The organism is Martelella mediterranea DSM 17316, from assembly GCF_002043005.1.
GTDB classification, from domain to species: Bacteria; Pseudomonadota; Alphaproteobacteria; order Rhizobiales; family Rhizobiaceae; genus Martelella; species Martelella mediterranea.
Window position 1 is genome coordinate 2,727,997 of the sequence record NZ_CP020330.1, and the last position, 15,695, is coordinate 2,743,691.

General features: G+C 62.4%; 15 protein-coding genes. 10 read left to right on the forward strand and 5 right to left on the reverse strand.

Features of this window, described 5'->3' with window-relative positions; translation table 11 throughout:
- Positions 1–36 precede the first annotated feature (36 nt).
- Both Mame_RS12680 and Mame_RS12685 read right to left on the reverse strand, forming a co-directional pair.
- On the reverse strand, positions 37–1,461 hold the full coding sequence (locus Mame_RS12680) for a cryptochrome/photolyase family protein (protein WP_018066943.1): 1,425 nt from the start codon (positions 1,459–1,461) through the stop codon (positions 37–39).
- A 91-nt stretch (positions 1,462–1,552) separates the two neighbouring features.
- Positions 1,553–2,887, reverse strand: coding sequence for a L,D-transpeptidase (locus tag Mame_RS12685; protein WP_033411000.1), 1,335 nt, complete (start codon positions 2,885–2,887; stop codon positions 1,553–1,555).
- A 166-nt stretch (positions 2,888–3,053) separates the two neighbouring features.
- Here Mame_RS12685 and Mame_RS12690 point away from each other — a divergent pair, with 166 nt between their 5' ends.
- From Mame_RS12690 to Mame_RS12705, 4 genes are all read left to right on the forward strand, one after another.
- Positions 3,054–3,890: a DUF4432 family protein gene (locus Mame_RS12690; protein ID WP_018066945.1), complete on the forward strand. Its 837-nt coding sequence runs from the start codon at positions 3,054–3,056 to the stop codon at positions 3,888–3,890.
- Positions 3,891–3,965: 75 nt separating this feature from the next.
- Complete coding sequence (locus Mame_RS12695; RefSeq protein WP_018066946.1) at positions 3,966–4,304, forward strand: protein tyrosine phosphatase family protein; 339 nt, start codon at positions 3,966–3,968, stop codon at positions 4,302–4,304.
- Positions 4,305–4,371: 67 nt separating this feature from the next.
- Positions 4,372–4,716, forward strand: coding sequence for a RidA family protein (locus tag Mame_RS12700; protein WP_026173854.1), 345 nt, complete (start codon positions 4,372–4,374; stop codon positions 4,714–4,716).
- Positions 4,717–4,839: 123 nt separating this feature from the next.
- Positions 4,840–5,556 (forward strand): ribonuclease T2 family protein, encoded by a 717-nt coding sequence (locus Mame_RS12705; RefSeq protein WP_018066948.1) that lies wholly within the window; start codon positions 4,840–4,842, stop codon positions 5,554–5,556.
- 4 nt (positions 5,557–5,560) lie between these two features.
- On the opposite strand, the gene Mame_RS12710 is transcribed toward Mame_RS12705, so the two are convergent.
- Positions 5,561–5,887, reverse strand: coding sequence for a BON domain-containing protein (locus Mame_RS12710; protein ID WP_018066949.1), 327 nt, complete (start codon positions 5,885–5,887; stop codon positions 5,561–5,563).
- Between the two features lie 178 nt (positions 5,888–6,065).
- Here Mame_RS12710 and ettA point away from each other — a divergent pair, with 178 nt between their 5' ends.
- Positions 6,066–7,715 carry an energy-dependent translational throttle protein EttA gene (gene ettA, locus Mame_RS12715; protein WP_018066950.1) on the forward strand — a complete coding sequence of 550 codons (1,650 nt, stop codon included), beginning with the start codon at positions 6,066–6,068 and terminating at the stop codon, positions 7,713–7,715.
- A 262-nt stretch (positions 7,716–7,977) separates the two neighbouring features.
- Here ettA and Mame_RS12720 read toward each other — a convergent pair whose 3' ends face one another.
- Positions 7,978–8,847, reverse strand: a complete 870-nt coding sequence (locus tag Mame_RS12720) for an ATP-binding protein (protein ID WP_018066951.1) — start codon at positions 8,845–8,847, stop codon at positions 7,978–7,980.
- 231 nt (positions 8,848–9,078) lie between these two features.
- On the opposite strand from Mame_RS12720, the gene yajC reads away from it, so the two are divergent.
- The 5 genes from yajC to Mame_RS12745 all read left to right on the forward strand — a co-directional run bounded on the left by yajC (position 9,079) and on the right by Mame_RS12745 (position 13,938).
- A complete protein-coding gene (gene yajC, locus Mame_RS12725; protein WP_018066952.1) occupies positions 9,079–9,423 on the forward strand; it encodes a preprotein translocase subunit YajC in 345 nt (114 codons plus the stop codon).
- Between the two features lie 135 nt (positions 9,424–9,558).
- Entirely contained in the window at positions 9,559–12,117 is a 2,559-nt protein-coding gene (gene secDF, locus Mame_RS12730; protein ID WP_018066954.1) for a protein translocase subunit SecDF, read from the forward strand.
- Between the two features lie 4 nt (positions 12,118–12,121).
- Positions 12,122–12,508, forward strand: coding sequence for an Mth938-like domain-containing protein (locus tag Mame_RS12735; protein WP_018066955.1), 387 nt, complete (start codon positions 12,122–12,124; stop codon positions 12,506–12,508).
- Between the two features lie 36 nt (positions 12,509–12,544).
- Positions 12,545–13,396, forward strand: coding sequence for a phytoene/squalene synthase family protein (locus Mame_RS12740; protein ID WP_018066956.1), 852 nt, complete (start codon positions 12,545–12,547; stop codon positions 13,394–13,396).
- A 119-nt stretch (positions 13,397–13,515) separates the two neighbouring features.
- Positions 13,516–13,938 carry a hypothetical protein gene (locus Mame_RS12745; protein WP_018066957.1) on the forward strand — a complete coding sequence of 141 codons (423 nt, stop codon included), beginning with the start codon at positions 13,516–13,518 and terminating at the stop codon, positions 13,936–13,938.
- Between the two features lie 18 nt (positions 13,939–13,956).
- Here Mame_RS12745 and trmFO read toward each other — a convergent pair whose 3' ends face one another.
- Entirely contained in the window at positions 13,957–15,357 is a 1,401-nt protein-coding gene (gene trmFO / locus Mame_RS12750; protein WP_018066958.1) for a methylenetetrahydrofolate--tRNA-(uracil(54)-C(5))-methyltransferase (FADH(2)-oxidizing) TrmFO, read from the reverse strand.
- Between the last annotated feature and the right edge of the window lie 338 nt (positions 15,358–15,695).

Consider the following 15,695-nt stretch of genomic DNA (forward strand, 5'->3'; position numbering starts at 1 on the left):
AGTTTTCGCCGCTTTCGGCTTTGGCGCAAAGCCATTTCATTCCTTGATCGCCTCGAAGGCGGAAAGTGCGCGCTTTCGCGCGGCCTTGTGGTCGACGAGCGGCTTTGGGTAGGTCTCGCCAAGCGTTACGCCGGCTTGGCTGAGCACATCGTCGGGCGCATCGAACGGGGCGTGGATGTGCTTCTTCGGCATATCCTTCAGTTCCGGCACGTAGGCGCGGACATAATCGCCGGCCGGATCGAACTTTTCGCCCTGGAGGACCGGGTTGAAGATCCGGAAGAACGGGGCCGCGTCCGCGCCCGAGCCCGCGACCCACTGCCAGTTCGCCGCGTTGGAGGCGGGATCGGCGTCGACCAACGTGTCGCGAAACCATTTCTCGCCGTGTCGCCAGTCGATCATCAGGTCCTTGATCAGGAAGGAGGCCGCGATCATGCGGACGCGGTTATGCATATAGCCCTCGCGCCAGAGCTGGCGCATGCCGGCATCGACAATCGGATAGCCGGTCTCGCCCCGGGTCCAGGCCGCAAACGCCTCCTCGTCGTCCTTCCAGGCGAAATCGTCGAAGCGCCCGTTCCAGTTCTTCTCGGCAAGGTCCGGCGCATGAAACAGCAGGTGATGGCAGAAATCGCGCCAGACGAGTTCCTGCAGGAATTTCTTCCTGTTTTCGGCGGAGATCGATTGCGTCCCATTGATGCGGTGCCAGATCGTTGCCGGCGAAATCTCGCCGAGCGCCAGATGCGGGGAGAGCATGGAGGTCGCCTGCCGGTCCGGCCGGTCGCGCTTTGCGGCATAATCCTGCACGACATCCGCGACAAAATGATTGAGACGAGCGATCGCGCCATCCTCGCCCGGCTGCCAGATATCGGAAAAGCCCGCCGCCCAGTCGGGCCTGGCCTCGTAGAGCTTCCAGTCTTTCAGTTTCTCGGATTTGATTTTTTTCGCCACGCCTTCAAGGCTTTTCGGGGCGTCAATCGGATCGGGCACATGCTGATCCGCCGAAAACGCCTTCCAGAACGGGGTGTAGACCTTGTAGGGCCCGCCCGACTTGGTCTTGAAGTTTGAAGGCTCGTGCAGGATCTGGCCGGCAAAGCTCCTGACCGTGATCCCGTCCTCGCCGAGCGCTGCCTTCACCGCCTTGTCGGCGCGGATGCCTTCAGTGCTGTAGCGCCGGTTCCAGAACACGGCCTCGGCCTCGGATTCCTCGATCATCGCGCGCAACACGTTCAGCGGGTCGCCGCTCCGCAACACCAGCGGCGCGCCAAGTTCGTCATAGCGGGATGCCAGCTTTTCCAGCGAGCGCTCCAGCCACCACGCCTGCGCCGCGCCAAGCGGCCCGTTGCCGTTATCCTCGCGGATATAGACCGGCACCACGGCCCGGCCATCTTCCAAGGCGGCGGCGAGCGCGCGGTTGTCGGAAAGGCGCAGATCGTTGCGGATCCAGTAGATTGCCGGTTTGGCCATTGTCCCTCGTCATCCGTTTGTTCCGCGCTTGATGTAGGGCGCTGACAACGGATGGCAAAGGCCGCAAGGCGATGCGGCGTGGCAAACGGGCTCAGTCGATGAATTCGACCGTCACGCCGGGCGAGACCATCCCGGCGAGTTCATTTGCATCCCAATTGGTCAGCCGCACGCAGCCATGACTTGAGGTCTTGCCGATCTTGTCGGGATCGGGGGTGCCGTGAATGCCGTAGCTCGGCTTCGACAGCGCAATCCAGACATTGCCGACGGGACCGTTGGGACCGGGATTGATCGTCAACACCTGGTTGTTGTCGCCCTGCTTGAAGTTCTTGTGCGGATTATAGGTGTAGTTCGGGTCGATCGCGATCCGCTCCACCGAGACGGTGCCGGAAGGCGAGGGCGTGTCCGCCGAGCCGATCGTGGCCGGATAGGCCGCGATCAGCGTGCCCTCGGCGTCATAGGCGCGCAACTGCTTCAGGGCCTTGTCCGCGAGGATTCGCTCGACTTTGGCTTTTTTCGGCTTGCCGATGCTGATGACCTTGACCGTGGTTCCCGGCCGCGAGAAATCGGCATCCGGATTCATCCTTTTCAGGAAACCCTCATCCATGTGGAATTTCTCGGCCAGCATTTCGGAGACCGATGTATAGGACATCTCCGGTAATTCGGCCTTTTCGGCGTAGTCGGACGGGATCGCGGCGACATAGGGGCCTGCGGCATCCGTCGCGGTGATGGTGTAGGTGGTGAACGGCAGTCCGCCCTCCAGCGACAGCGATTGCATGATCTTTTCGCTGTCGGCAACGGGATCGAGCCGCTCGCCGGTGGCCTCGGCATAGGCGTCCAGTGCCTTCCTGACATTGTCGCCCATCAACCCGTCGATCACGCCCGGGGAAAAGCCCTTGCGGTCGAGAAACACCTGGGTCGCGACCACGTTCATATCCGGCTTCGCCGATGTCCTGGCAACAGGGGGGCTGGTTTCCGTGCGGTCGGGCGTCACGGTTTGCGGCGCTGAAGGAAAATCATTGGACGGCGGCGGAGGGTAGGCGTTCTGATTGCCGAAATCGCGGCTCCAGCGGGCGCGACCATTCGTGCCGAACGGTCGTTCGCCCCAGTTGCCGCCGCCTTGCCATGTCCGGTCGAAGCCTGACGCGGTATCGTAACCGGCATTGGCGGGACGATATTCGTCAGCATAAAACTCGGTCGCCACGAGGTTTCCATACGCGTCGAGCAGGATCTGGCGGCCATCGGCGTCGCGGCTCAAAACCACGCTGCCGGCTTCCGGCACATAGTCGAGCATTGCGCCATCGGGCGCGATCAGCAGGATCTGCCGGCCATCCCTGTAGAGCGGCTCATGCGCATGGACCGGCGTGACCGCGGGCGCCGTCGCCAGCGCCAGGTAGAAGGGAATGGTGTACAATGTCGCTTTTCGCATGTCTTCGACCGTGTGACCGTTATAATCGGCAAAACCCTTGCCGGATTCGCATTGGCCCGGATTCGCACTGGATGGATTCAAGGCCCTGGAGAATGAACGTCGGCTGAACCGGCATGTTTCATTATCATCCAAACGTGGTTAAATTTGGTTTTATGACGGACGCCTCATGATCGATTTCAGCATCCCGGACGGCCCTTCCTTTCAACTTGATCCGACATCGGTTCTCGATATCGGCGGCTGCGTCGTGGCGGGCGTCGACATTGCCCCCAAACGGGCCATTCCGGATGATGGCGATCTGCGCATCGATCATTCGCTGGAAGGCTTTCTGTTCACATGCGGCCCGGAGCATATCCGCCATCCGGAGCCGGTGGAGGGTGAGGACGGGCGGTTCTATCCGCTGCACGGCTCCGCCTCCGCCAATGCGGCGGTGGTCAAGTCTCTGGAAACCGGCGCGACCGGCGCGGAATGCGTTGCCGCGATCCCGGTGAAGACCGCCAATGGCGGCGACATGCTGATCGAGCGCCGCTGGACACTGGAGGCCGCGACCGGCGAATTGACGCTCGCCGATACCGTGATCAACCGGTCCGACCGGGCGCTGCCGATCATGATGATGTATCATATCAATTTCGGCGCGAAGCATTTCGATGACGGCGTGCGGCTCGAAAGCGCCTCGCTGCCCGAGGGCGCATTGCCCTGGCGGTTCGGCGAGGGCGATCACGGCATCTTCTGCGTTCCGGCGGCAGGCAGCGAGGGCGGCTGGTCGACGACCCGGCTCGGCCCGATCGCGGCCCTTGGCGGGCGCTCCTTTGTGCTTTCCGTGGATACGGCGACGCTGCCTTACCTGCAGATATGGCGCAATCAGGAAGCGCCGGCGCATATTCTCGGCATCGAGCCGGTCTCCCATCGCTGGACCTCGCGGCGCAAGCTCGCCGAAGCCGGCGAGCTGGAACCGGTGGCGCCGGGCGGCTCGAAGCGGTTTTCGCTAAAAATTCGTTTCGAATAGCCAGACCGTCCGCCGACTTGCAAATCGTCAAAATCTTCTTAGTTTCGGCGTACCAAACGCAAAAGGGATACCGTCATGAATATCCGCCCGATCGATGAGTTTTATGCTGTCAGCCCGCAGATCACGCCGGACCAGATCGCCGAGATCAAGGCGGCCGGGTTCAAGTCCATCGTCTGCAACCGGCCGGACGGCGAGGAGCCGGGCCAGCCGACCTTTGCCGAGATCAAGCAGGCGGCCGAGGATGCCGGCCTCTATTTCGCCCATGTGCCCGTCGGCGGCATGGGTCTGACGCCCGAGGCCGTGACCGGCATGGTCGATGCGCTGGATGACATGGAAAAGCCGGTGCTGGCCTATTGCCGCTCGGGCGCGCGCTCGACCCGGATCTACGAGGAAGCCAAGCGCCTGCGCGGCTGAGTTCCTTTAATCAAGGCGGTCCCGGTGGGCCGCCTTCTGTTTCTGCATGCAAAAGAAAGTGAATGCGATGACGGTAAAACGTATCAATCCCGGCCCCCTCATGTCCGGCGCGGTGGTCCACGGCAACACGGTCTATCTCTCCGGCCAGACCGGTGAGGGCGCGGACGTCACGACGCAGGCGAAGGAATGCCTCGCCAAGGTTGACGCGCTTCTGGCCGAGGCCGGGACCGACAAGTCGAAAATCCTGCAGACGCTGGTTTATCTGAAGGACATGGGCAATTTCGCCGAGATGAACGCGGTTTGGAAAGACTGGATCGATCCGGCGAACACGCCGGCGCGCGCCACCAGCCAGGCCGAACTTGCCGCGCCGCATATCCTCGTCGAGTTCACCGTGATCGCCGCGCTCGACTGATCCGCGGCGCCGTTTGCCGCCGGAATGGCTTGGCGCTCATCCAGGCCATTTTCTGCGATATGTATTAAAACTGTGCGGTCGGCAGCTATTCTGCGACGGTTTCAACTTGGGGAGGGGGAAGAAATGAAAATCAAGGCAGCATTGATCGGAATTGCGATGGTGGCGACTGCGGCGACGCCGGCGATGGCCCGCGAAACCGCGGCGATCCTGGCCGTCAGCTGGCAGCCGGCCTTCTGCGAAGGCCATCAGGATAAGCCCGAATGCAAGAGCCAGACGGAAAGCCGCTATGATGCCGGCCATTTCGCGCTGCACGGGCTCTGGCCGCTCGGCGAGAACTATTGCGGCGTTGCCGCGGACGTCCGCGCCGAAGATGAAAACGGGAACTGGAATGCCTTGCCGGCGCTGTCGTTGAGCGATGGTCTGCGGGAAACGCTGGCGAAGGTAATGCCGGGGACGCAATCCAATCTCCAGCGCCACGAATGGGTGAAGCACGGCACCTGCACCAAGTTCACGCCGGAAAACTACTACCAGACGTCCGTGGACCTGCTCGAGCAATTGAACGGTTCCGAGGTCGCCAGGCTGTTTCAGTCGAATATCGGCATGGAACTCTCGGCCGACGAGATTGCCAGGGCGTTTGATAGCGCATTCGGGCGCAACGCCAGGAATCGCATCAAGATCAGCTGTGTCTCCGATGGAGATCGCCAGTTGATCGACGAGATTACGATCGGCCTTTCGGACAAATATGCGCCGGGCACGTCTCTGGAAGACCTGATACAGGGCGCCGGCCGAACCGCGATCGGCTGCGACGGCGGGATCGTCGACCCCGCCGGTCTGCAATAATTCGTCAGAGCGTGCGGCTCTGGGCACGGGCATCGTCTTCCTTGCCGGAGCTGCGCAGATGGCGCTGTTTCGGGCGGATGGCGTTGCGCACCCGCTTGATGCCCTCGACGGAGAGCGCGATATTGCCGGCGACCGCGATTTCCTCGCGCATATAGACCTCGCCGGTCAGCCGCGCCTCCTCGCCCTTGACGGTGACGTGGACTTCCGTGGCATCGAGCAGGCCGGAGGAAGCCAGTTCGCTGGCGATCGCATCCTCGCGGCGGGCGTCGGGATTCCATTCCTCGGTGTCTTCAACCGGTTCGCCATAGAAAGCCGCTTTTTTGAGTACCATTGTCGCTTCCTTCCAAATGCCGTTTCAATTCTAAAGCCTTAAACGTCTGACGCGGGCGATTGTTCATTTCATGACGTCTTTGTGACGGCGCAGGCAATTCCGGAAGGCGCATTGTTTCCTAGGCCGCTTTCGCATACATAGCGGCCCAAGCATCCAATTGACGGGAAGCAGGAAAGATATGGCACGACAGTTCATCTACCACATGGCCGGGCTCAAGAAGGCCTACGGCGCCAAGAAGATTCTCGAAGACATCCATCTGTCGTTCTACCCGGACGCCAAGATCGGCATTCTCGGCCCGAACGGCGCCGGTAAGTCGACCGTGCTCAAGATCATGGCCGGTCTCGACAAGGAGTGGACCGGCGAGGCCTGGCTCGCCGAGGGCGCAACCCTTGGCTACCTGCCGCAGGAACCGCAGCTCGATCCGGAAAAGACGGTGTTCGAAAACGTGATGGAAGGCGTCGCCCACAAGAAGGCGATCGTCGACCGCTACAACGAACTGATGATGAATTATTCCGATGAGACGGCGGACGAGGGCGCGCGCCTTCAGGACGAGATCGACGCACAGAACCTCTGGGACCTCGAAAACCAGGTCGAGATGGCGATGGACGCGCTGCGCTGCCCGCCGGGCGACGCCAATGTCGAAAATCTCTCCGGCGGCGAAAAGCGCCGCGTCGCGCTCTGCCAGCTTCTGCTGCGTCAGCCCGACCTGCTGCTCCTCGACGAACCGACCAACCATCTCGACGCCGAGACCATCGCCTGGCTCGAAAAGCACCTGCGCGAATATCCGGGCGCGATCCTGATGGTCACCCATGACCGTTACTTCCTCGACAATGTCACCGGCTGGATCCTCGAGCTCGACCGCGGCCGCGGCATTCCCTATGAGGGCAATTACTCGGCCTATCTGCAGGCCAAGGCCAAGCGCCTGGCCCAGGAAGCCCGCGAGGAAGGCAGCCGCCAGAAGGCGCTGTCGCGCGAGCAGGAGTGGATCGCCTCCAGCCCCAAGGCCCGACAGGCCAAGTCGAAGGCCCGTATCCGCGCCTATGACGAACTGGTGGCATCCGCCGAAAACCGTCGTCCCGGCGATGCCCAGATCATCATTCCGGTCGGCGAGCGTCTCGGCAATGTCGTGATCGAGGCCGAGAACCTGTCGAAAGCCTATGACGGTCGGGTGCTGTTCGAGAACCTGTCCTTCAAGCTGCCGCCCGGCGGCATTGTCGGCGTCATCGGCCCGAACGGCGCGGGTAAATCGACGCTGTTCAAGCTGATCACCGGTCAGGAAAAGCCGGATTCCGGCGATATCCGCGTCGGCGAGACCGTCGATCTCGGCTATGTCGACCAGAGCCGCGATTCGCTCGATGGCGACAAGAATGTCTGGGAGGAGATTTCCGGCGGCAACGACATCATCAAGCTCGGCAAGTTCGAGATGAACTCGCGCGCCTATTGCGGCGCCTTCAACTTCAAGGGCGGCGACCAGCAGCAGAAGGTCGGCAATCTCTCCGGCGGCCAGCGCAACCGCGTCCACCTCGCCAAGATGCTGAAGTCGGGCTCCAACGTCCTTCTCCTCGACGAACCGACCAACGATCTCGACACAGAGACGCTCGGCGCGCTGGAAGACGCGCTCGAAAATTTCGCCGGCTGCGCCGTGGTCATCAGCCATGACCGCATGTTCCTCGACCGTCTCGCCACCCACATCCTCGCCTTCGAGGGCGACAGCCACGTGGAATGGTTCGAGGGCAACTTCGAAGACTACGAGGAAGACAAGATCAGAAGGCTCGGGCCTGAGAGCGTCAAGCCCAGCCGGGTGTCGTATAAGCGGCTGACTCGGTAATTGTCGACGGCTTTGCGGCACTGGCAATCGCTGCCGCAAAGCCCACAAACCTTCTCGCCCCGGAGGGGAGAGATGTCGCGAAAGCGACAGTGAGGGGGGAGCCTATCCCAGCAAACGCCCTCACGATTGGAAATACCGAGCCACCCTCACTGCCCCTTTCGGGGCATCTCTCCCGCCAGCGGGAGAGAGTATTGGGAGCAAGCTGCATCACCTCGGGCAACATGCCTGCTTTTGCTAGCCCGAGGACTTCTCAAACCGTTTCTCACAAATCCAGCCGCTTCCGCTGCCGCCCCGCGATGTCCTGCACGAACTGCCACGCCACGCGGCCGGAGCGGCCGCCGCGGGTGGTGGCCCAGGTGAGGGCTTCGGCGTGGAGGGTTTCGGGCGTGCCTTCGAGGCCGAAATGGGCGGCGTAGCCGTCGATCATCGCCAGATAGTCGTCCTGCGAGCATTTGTGGAAGCCGAGCCAGAGGCCGAAACGATCCGACAGCGATACCTTTTCCTCGACCGCCTCGGACGGGTTGATCGCGGTGGAGCGCTCGTTTTCGATCATGTCGCGCGGCATCAGGTGGCGGCGGTTGGAGGTGGCGTAGAGCAGCACGTTTTCCGGCCGCCCCTCGACCCCGCCATCGAGCGCCGCCTTCAGCGATTTATAGGCGGCGTCATCGTGATCGAAGGAGAGGTCGTCGGAAAACAAGAGGAAGCGGTGAGAGGACGCCTTGATGATCTCGAGCAGGTCGCCGAGCGTGCCGATATCCTCGCGGTAGAGCTCCACCAGCTTCAGCGGCAGCTTGTGTTCGGCGATGATCGCGGCGTGAACCGACTTCACCAGCGAGGACTTGCCCATCCCGCGCGCGCCCCAGAGCAGCGCGTTGTTGGCCGGAAAGCCCTCGGCGAAGCGCAGCGTGTTTTCAAACAGGATGTTGCGGACATGATCGACGCCGCGGATCAGCGACAGATCGACGCGGCTGGGGCTTGCGACCGGCGCGAGGTAGCGCTGCTCCGGCTTCCAGACGAAGCAATCGGCGGCGTCGAGATCGCTCTCACGGTATTGCGGTCCGGCGATGCGTTCCAGCGCGTCGGCGAGCCGGGTTACCTCGGCAAGGAACCTGTCTGTGGTTTCGGTGTTCATGTTTTTCTCCCGATGCATCGTCTTTGGCCTTCAGATTTCCGGTTTCGGAGGCGGATGCAAGGTCGATTCCCGGGCAAAAAGGCCACTAAAACGCAAAAAGCATCGGTGTTTCATAGGCTATTGTTGCATTGAACGGGGCTCCGACTATATACCGGCGACACGTTTGCGGGGGTGGGCCCCGTCTTGACGCCGGGCGTGGCCCTGGTTCTGGTTTGAGGAGTTTTTGACAACATGTTTAGCACGGCTTACGCCCAGGCAGCGGGCGCCGCAGGTCCGTTCGGATCCGGCATGGAAATGATCTTTCTGTTCGTGCCGCTGATGGCGATCTGGTATTTCCTGCTGATCCGGCCGCAGCGCCGTCAGGCCAAGAAGCGCCAGGAAACGCTCTCCGCCATTCGCCGCGGCGATCAGGTCGTCACCGGCGGCGGCATTGTCGGCAAGGTGGTCAAGGTCATCGACGACAACGAGCTTGAAGTCGAGATTGCCGACGGCGTCCGCATCCGTATCATGCGCAGCTACGTCTCCGACGTGCGCGTCAAGGGCGAGCCGGTCAAATCCGAGGACGCCAAGTCCTGATTTCATTACGGCCGAACCGTGAAAAAGCCCGGTTCGGCCGTAATTCTATTGCATGCCTTCGGCCCGAGCGCCGAAATTGAGGCGGGGCCTTCCAGGCTGCCGCCTGCTTCGTGAAACCGACGAACCGAGACCTTCATGCTGTATTTTTCCCGTTGGAAGACCTTCTTCATCTGGCTAGTCGTTGCGGTGGGCATCGTCATCGCTTTGCCGAATGTATTCAGCGACCAGCAATTGTCGAAGCTCCCGGGATGGATGCCCGACAGCAAGATCACGCTCGGCCTCGACCTGCAGGGCGGTTCCTACATCATGCTGCAGGTCGATCGGAATGACATCGTCACCGATCGGCTGAACACGCTGGTCGATGATGTGCGCTCCGATCTGCGCGAGGCGCAGGTTCGCTATACCGGCCTTTCCGGCTCCGGTGACAGCGCGCAGGTGCGGATCACCGATCCGGCGCAGTATGTGGAAGCCGAAACCGCGCTCGAGCCGCTTGCCGAATATATCAATGCCGGCACGCTGAACGGCGGCACGTTCCAGGAAGTCACGATGGATGATGACGGCAACGGCCTCATCCGGCTGACGCTCACGGAACAGGGCATCGATTACCGCATGCGCTCCGCCGTCGAACAGTCGATCGAGGTGATCCGTCGCCGCGTCGACGAACTCGGCACCACCGAGCCGCTGATCCAGCGCCAGGGCGACGACCGCATCATCGTGCAGGTGCCGGGTCTGGATGATCCCCAGCGCCTGAAGGCGCTTTTGAACAAGACCGCGAAGCTGACCTTTCATATGGTCGACACCACGGTCTCGGCGCAGGACGCGATCGAGGGAAGGCCGCCGGCGGGCACCGAAGTGCTCTACTCGATGGACGATCCGCCGGTGCCCTACGTGATCGAGAAGCGCGCGCTGATCTCGGGCGAAGACCTGGTCGACGCCAAGGCCGCCTTCGACCAGCGCACCAACGAGCCGGTGGTCAATTTCCGCTTCGATTCGCGCGGCGCCCAGCGATTCGCCCAGGCGACCCAGCAAAATGTTGGCCGCCCCTTCGCGATCGTGCTCGACGACCAGATCGTTTCCGCGCCGGTGATCAACGAGCCGATCCTTGGCGGGTCGGGGCAGATTTCGGGCAATTTCACCGTCCAGGGCGCCAACGACCTTGCCGTGCTGCTGCGCGCCGGCGCGCTGCCTGCAACGCTGACGGTGGTCGAGGAACGCACGGTCGGGCCGAGCCTCGGCGCTGATTCGATCCGCGCCGGCGTCATGGCATCGGTCATCGGTGCGGCCGCCGTGGTCGTGTTCATGGTCGCTTTCTACGGCATGTTCGGCCTCGTCGCCAACATCGCGCTGGTCTTCAACATCGTGCTGCTGCTGGCGCTGCTCAGCATTATCGGCTCGACGCTGACCCTGCCAGGGATCGCCGGTATCGTGCTGACGATCGGCATGGCGGTGGATTCCAACGTGCTGATCTACGAGCGCATTCGAGAGGAACGCCGCAATGGCCGCAGCATCGTGCAGGCCGTCGACGCCGGTTTCTCGCGTGCCTTCGGCACCATCATCGACGCCAACCTGACGACGCTGATTGCCGCCGTCATCCTGTTCTTCCTCGGCTCCGGCCCGGTGCGCGGTTTCGCGGTGACGCTGGCGATCGGCATCATCACCACAATCTTCAGCGCCTTCTATCTGACGCGCTGGATGATTGCCGAATGGGTGCGCCGCAAGCGGCCGAAGGAACTGCCGAAGGGCATCCGCACCGGCATGTTCGACGGCATCAATTTCTCGTTCATGAACTTCCGCCGCGTCACCTTCATCATCTCCGTGGTGCTGGTCATCGCATCGGTCGTCGGCTTCGGCACCAAGGGCATGAATCTCGGCATCGACTTCACCGGCGGCTCGGTCGTGCAGGTGGAGGCGAAATCTGGTCCGGCCGATCTTTCCGAAATTCGCACGACGCTCAACGGATTGAATATCGGCGCGGTTCAGGCTCAGGGCTTCGGTTCCGACAAGGACGTGCTGATCCGCATCCCGGCCCAGGATGGCGGCGCGAATGCAGAGCAGAGCGCGATTTCAAAGATCCGCTCCGCGCTGGAGAGCGACTACACCTTCTCGCGCGTCGAGGTGGTCGGTCCCGTGGTCTCCGGCGAGCTCAGCCGCTCGGCGACGATCGGCGTGCTCGCCTCGCTGATCGCGATCCTGATGTATATCTGGTTCCGCTTCGAATGGCAGTTCGCCGTCGGCGCGATCATCGCCACCGCCCACGACGTGATCCTGACCATCGGTATCTTCGTGCTGACGGGGGTCGAGTTCAATCTCACCAGTATCGCGGCGGTGCTGACCATCGTCGGCTATTCGCTGAACGATACGGTGGTGGTCTATGACCGCGTACGCGAAAATCTGAGACGCTATCAGAAGATGCCGCTGCCGGAGCTGATCGATATCTCGATCAACCACACCCTGTCGCGCACCATCCTGACGGCGGTGACGACGATGCTGGCGCTGGCTGCCCTCTACGTCTTCGGCGGCGAGGTGATCCGCTCCTTTACCTTCGCGATGCTGTTCGGCGTCGCGGTCGGCACCTTCTCCTCGATCTACATCGCGGCCCCCGTGCTGATTGCTTTCAAGCTGCGTCCCGATACCTTCAACAAGAAGAAGGACGAGGGCGCGCCCGAAGAGCAGGGCACGGTGGAGACGATCTGACGGCATGGCGCGCGGCATCGAAATACGCGAGGCGCATTTTCCCGGTCGCGCGCCGATCGACACCTACGGCAATGGCGGCTTCCGCTTTGCCGACATGTCGCATCGCGGCTCGCTTCTGTGCCTGCCGTCCGGCATCCACGGCTGGGATGTGACGTCGCCGCAGGAAATGGCGGTCGAGACGTTCGAGCGGGTACTGGCCGAAGCGGATGGGATTGAGGTTCTGCTGGTCGGCACGGGCCTGGATCTGTCGTTGCTGCCGCGTCCGTTGAAGGAAGCGCTCAAGGAACGCGGTATTGTCGCCGATCCGATGAATACGGGTGCCGCTGTCCGCACCTACAATATCCTGCTGGAAGAATCCCGCGCGGTGGCCGCGGCGCTGATCGCGGTATAGTTTCAAGTAGCCTCGATCCTGATACCGGAGAAACCATTGGCCGACGCACAAGAAGGGCCGGATCCGCTACTCGCCGAGCTTCGCGAGGCCGATCGCGATCGCTATCTCGCGGTGCTGCTTTCGCCGTCGGAACACCGGCCGGCGCTGACGGCGCTCTATCTGTTCAATGCCGAACTGGCCCGGGTGCGCGAGCGGATCAGTGAGCCGCTGCCGGGCGAGGTGCGCCTGCAATACTGGCGCGACCTGCTTGAGGGAAGCGAACATGGCGAGAGCCAGCGCAACCCCTTGGCTGCCCACTTGTTGCAGACTCTTGAAACATACCGCCTGCCGGCAGCCCCGCTGATCGGCATGAGCGAGGCGCGGATCTTCGATCTCTATGACGATCCGATGGGCAGTCTTTCCGAATTCGAAGGCTATGCCGGCGAAACCGCCTCCGCCCTGATCCAGCTTGCAAGCCTGGTGCTCGACAGCGGGAAGGCCGCCGCCGCTTCGACCGCTGCCGGTCATGCCGGCGTGGCGCAGGCGGTGGCGGGCTCGCTGCTGCTGATGAGCCGGCATCGCGCCAATGGCCAGGTCTTCATCCCGACCGAAATCCTGTCGGCGACGGGGCTCGACCGCGAATCATTCCTGATCGCCAGCGATCGCGATCGCGTGGGCAACGCGATCCGCGCCTTTGCCGGGTTCGGGCGCTCCCATCTGGAGAAATTCGAGGTGGAGGGCCCGGTTGCCAGGGAAATCGCGCCCGCCTATCTGCCCATAGCGAGCTGCAAGAACATTCTTGTAAAGGCCGAGCGTTTGGGTGAAAATGTGCTCGATAACTCAATCCAGCCGCCGCAGTGGAAGAGGCAGTTTGCGATGATGCGCTCTTTGCTGTTTCGTAAGTTTTGATTTATATAACGCGTCGACCATGGGTTCTCCTGCCGGTTCCGGGCACAGGCTTTCAACCATTCAGCATTTCCGTCCGGTGGGCAGGGCGCGCGTGATGCAGCAGCAGAGGAAGTGGGCGCATGGAAACTTGGATATGGGTCGCAATCGCCATCGCGGCCGTCGTCGCAGCCTATTATTTCCTGCTCCGTCCCAAGAGCCAGCCCACCGCGTCTGATGTTTCGGTCGACGAGACCTATAAATGGGCGGCGAGCGAGTTCAGGCGCAGCTATCCCGATGAGAGGGTTGCGGCGGTGATTGGCGACAAGGAGATGGAGACCTTCTTCCTGCGGCTCGTTAATGGCAAGGTCGGCATTTACCGCTCGCGGCGCGGCAAGGGGCAGGCGATCATCGTGGTGCAGAGCGATTACCGTCTGCGGGCGCTGCCGGAGGCGAACGGTCTTCAGGTGGATTACCCGGAGGCGGATTTCTTCAGCGGCAACTACCTGTTTCAGACCGAACGCGATGCCGCCGACGTTTCCACCTGGATGCTCAACGCTCGCTGAGCCCCGGCCGGCTCCCTATCAGCCCTCAAGCCAGGCCTTGCAGGCCGTGAGCGCGCGCGTTGCCATGAGTTGTTTCTTCACGCTGGATTTCGCCTTGCCGCGCGGCTTCTTGCCGGTCTCGGGATCGATCAGCGCGCCGGGCTCCAGTTCCGGAAACAGGCCGAAATTGACGTTCATCGGCTGGAATGACCGCTTGCCGCCTTCTTCCTGATGGGCAAGATGCCCGCCGGTGACATGGCCGAGCAGCGCGCCGAGCGCCGTTTCCGGCGGCGGGACGACCGGCGTTTTGCCAAGACGCTCGGCGGCGGCGAACCGGCCGGCGAGCAGGCCGATGCCGGCGCTTTCCACATAACCCTCGCAGCCGGTGATCTGGCCGGCGAACCGCAGACCCGGCCGGCCCTTCAGCACCAGCGTGCCGTCGAGCAGCACCGGCGAATTCAGATAGGTGTTGCGGTGGAGGCCGCCGAGCCGTGCGAACTCGGCCTCGGCGAGGCCGGGGATCATCTGCAGCACATCCTTTTGCGCGCCATAGCGCAGCTTGGTCTGGAAGCCGACCATGTTGTAGAGCGTGCCGAGCGCATTGTCCTGGCGGAGCTGGACGACGGCATAGGGCTTCACCTCCGGATTATGGGCATTGGTGAGGCCCATCGGCTTCATGGGGCCGTGACGCAGGGTCTCGCGGCCGCGCTCGGCCATCACCTCGATCGGCAGGCAGCCGTCGAAATAGGGCGTGCCCTCCCATTCGTGGAAATCGGTCTTGTCTCCGGCAATCAGCGCGTCGATGAAGGCGTTATACTGCGCCTCGTCCATCGGGCAGTTGATATAGTCCTTGCCCGTGCCGCCGGGGCCGACCTTGTCGTAGCGCGACTGGAACCAGCAGATATCCATGTCGATCGTGTCGCGGTAGACGATCGGCGCGATCGCGTCGAAAAAGGCCAGCGCCTCGCTGCCTGTCTTTTCCTGGATCGCTTCGGCCAGCGCCGGCGCGGTGAGCGGCCCGGTAGCGATGATCGCCTGGTCCCAGTCTTCCGGCGGCAGGGCCGCGACTTCCTCGCGCACGATCGTGACCAGCGGATGTTCGGCAAGCTTGGCCGTCACGGCGGCGGAAAAGCCGTCGCGATCGACCGCGAGCGCGCCGCCCGCCGGCACCTGGTGGGTATCCGCCGAGGCCATGATCAGCGATCCGGCAAGGCGCATTTCGGCATGGATCACGCCCACCGCATTGCTGGTGGCATCATCGGAGCGGAACGAGTTGGAACAGACCAGTTCGGCAAGACCGTCGGTCTTATGGGCGGCGGTTTCGCGAACGCCGCGCATTTCATGCAGAATGACCGGGATGCCGGCATTGGCGATCTGCCACGCGGCCTCGGAACCGGCAAGGCCGCCGCCGATGACATGAATGGGGTTGTGCTCGGACATGGGTGCCTCAATCAGACTGGAGTTCAGGGGCTCATCGCGCTTCTGCGCGGCCGCGGCTCAATACCGCATTGCCCCTGCACATGCCAGAAGCCGCCGCCGCCGTCGAGGTCCGGCGCGCAGAAATTGCGGGAAGGGCCGGGTGGAAAATTCTTGTGCCTCGTCAAACCCGCGACATCTTTTATGAGGTAGGCTGTTGAAAGGCGCTTTGCAATTGTCAAACTATTGGAAGGGAAGCAGTGCCCGACGGAATTCGGCTGCCGGCGCAAGGCGGCATCAAACCTGACGGGTTATCCGATTTCAAAAGCTTTGCCGCAGTGCGAGAAAAACTTGACTTATAT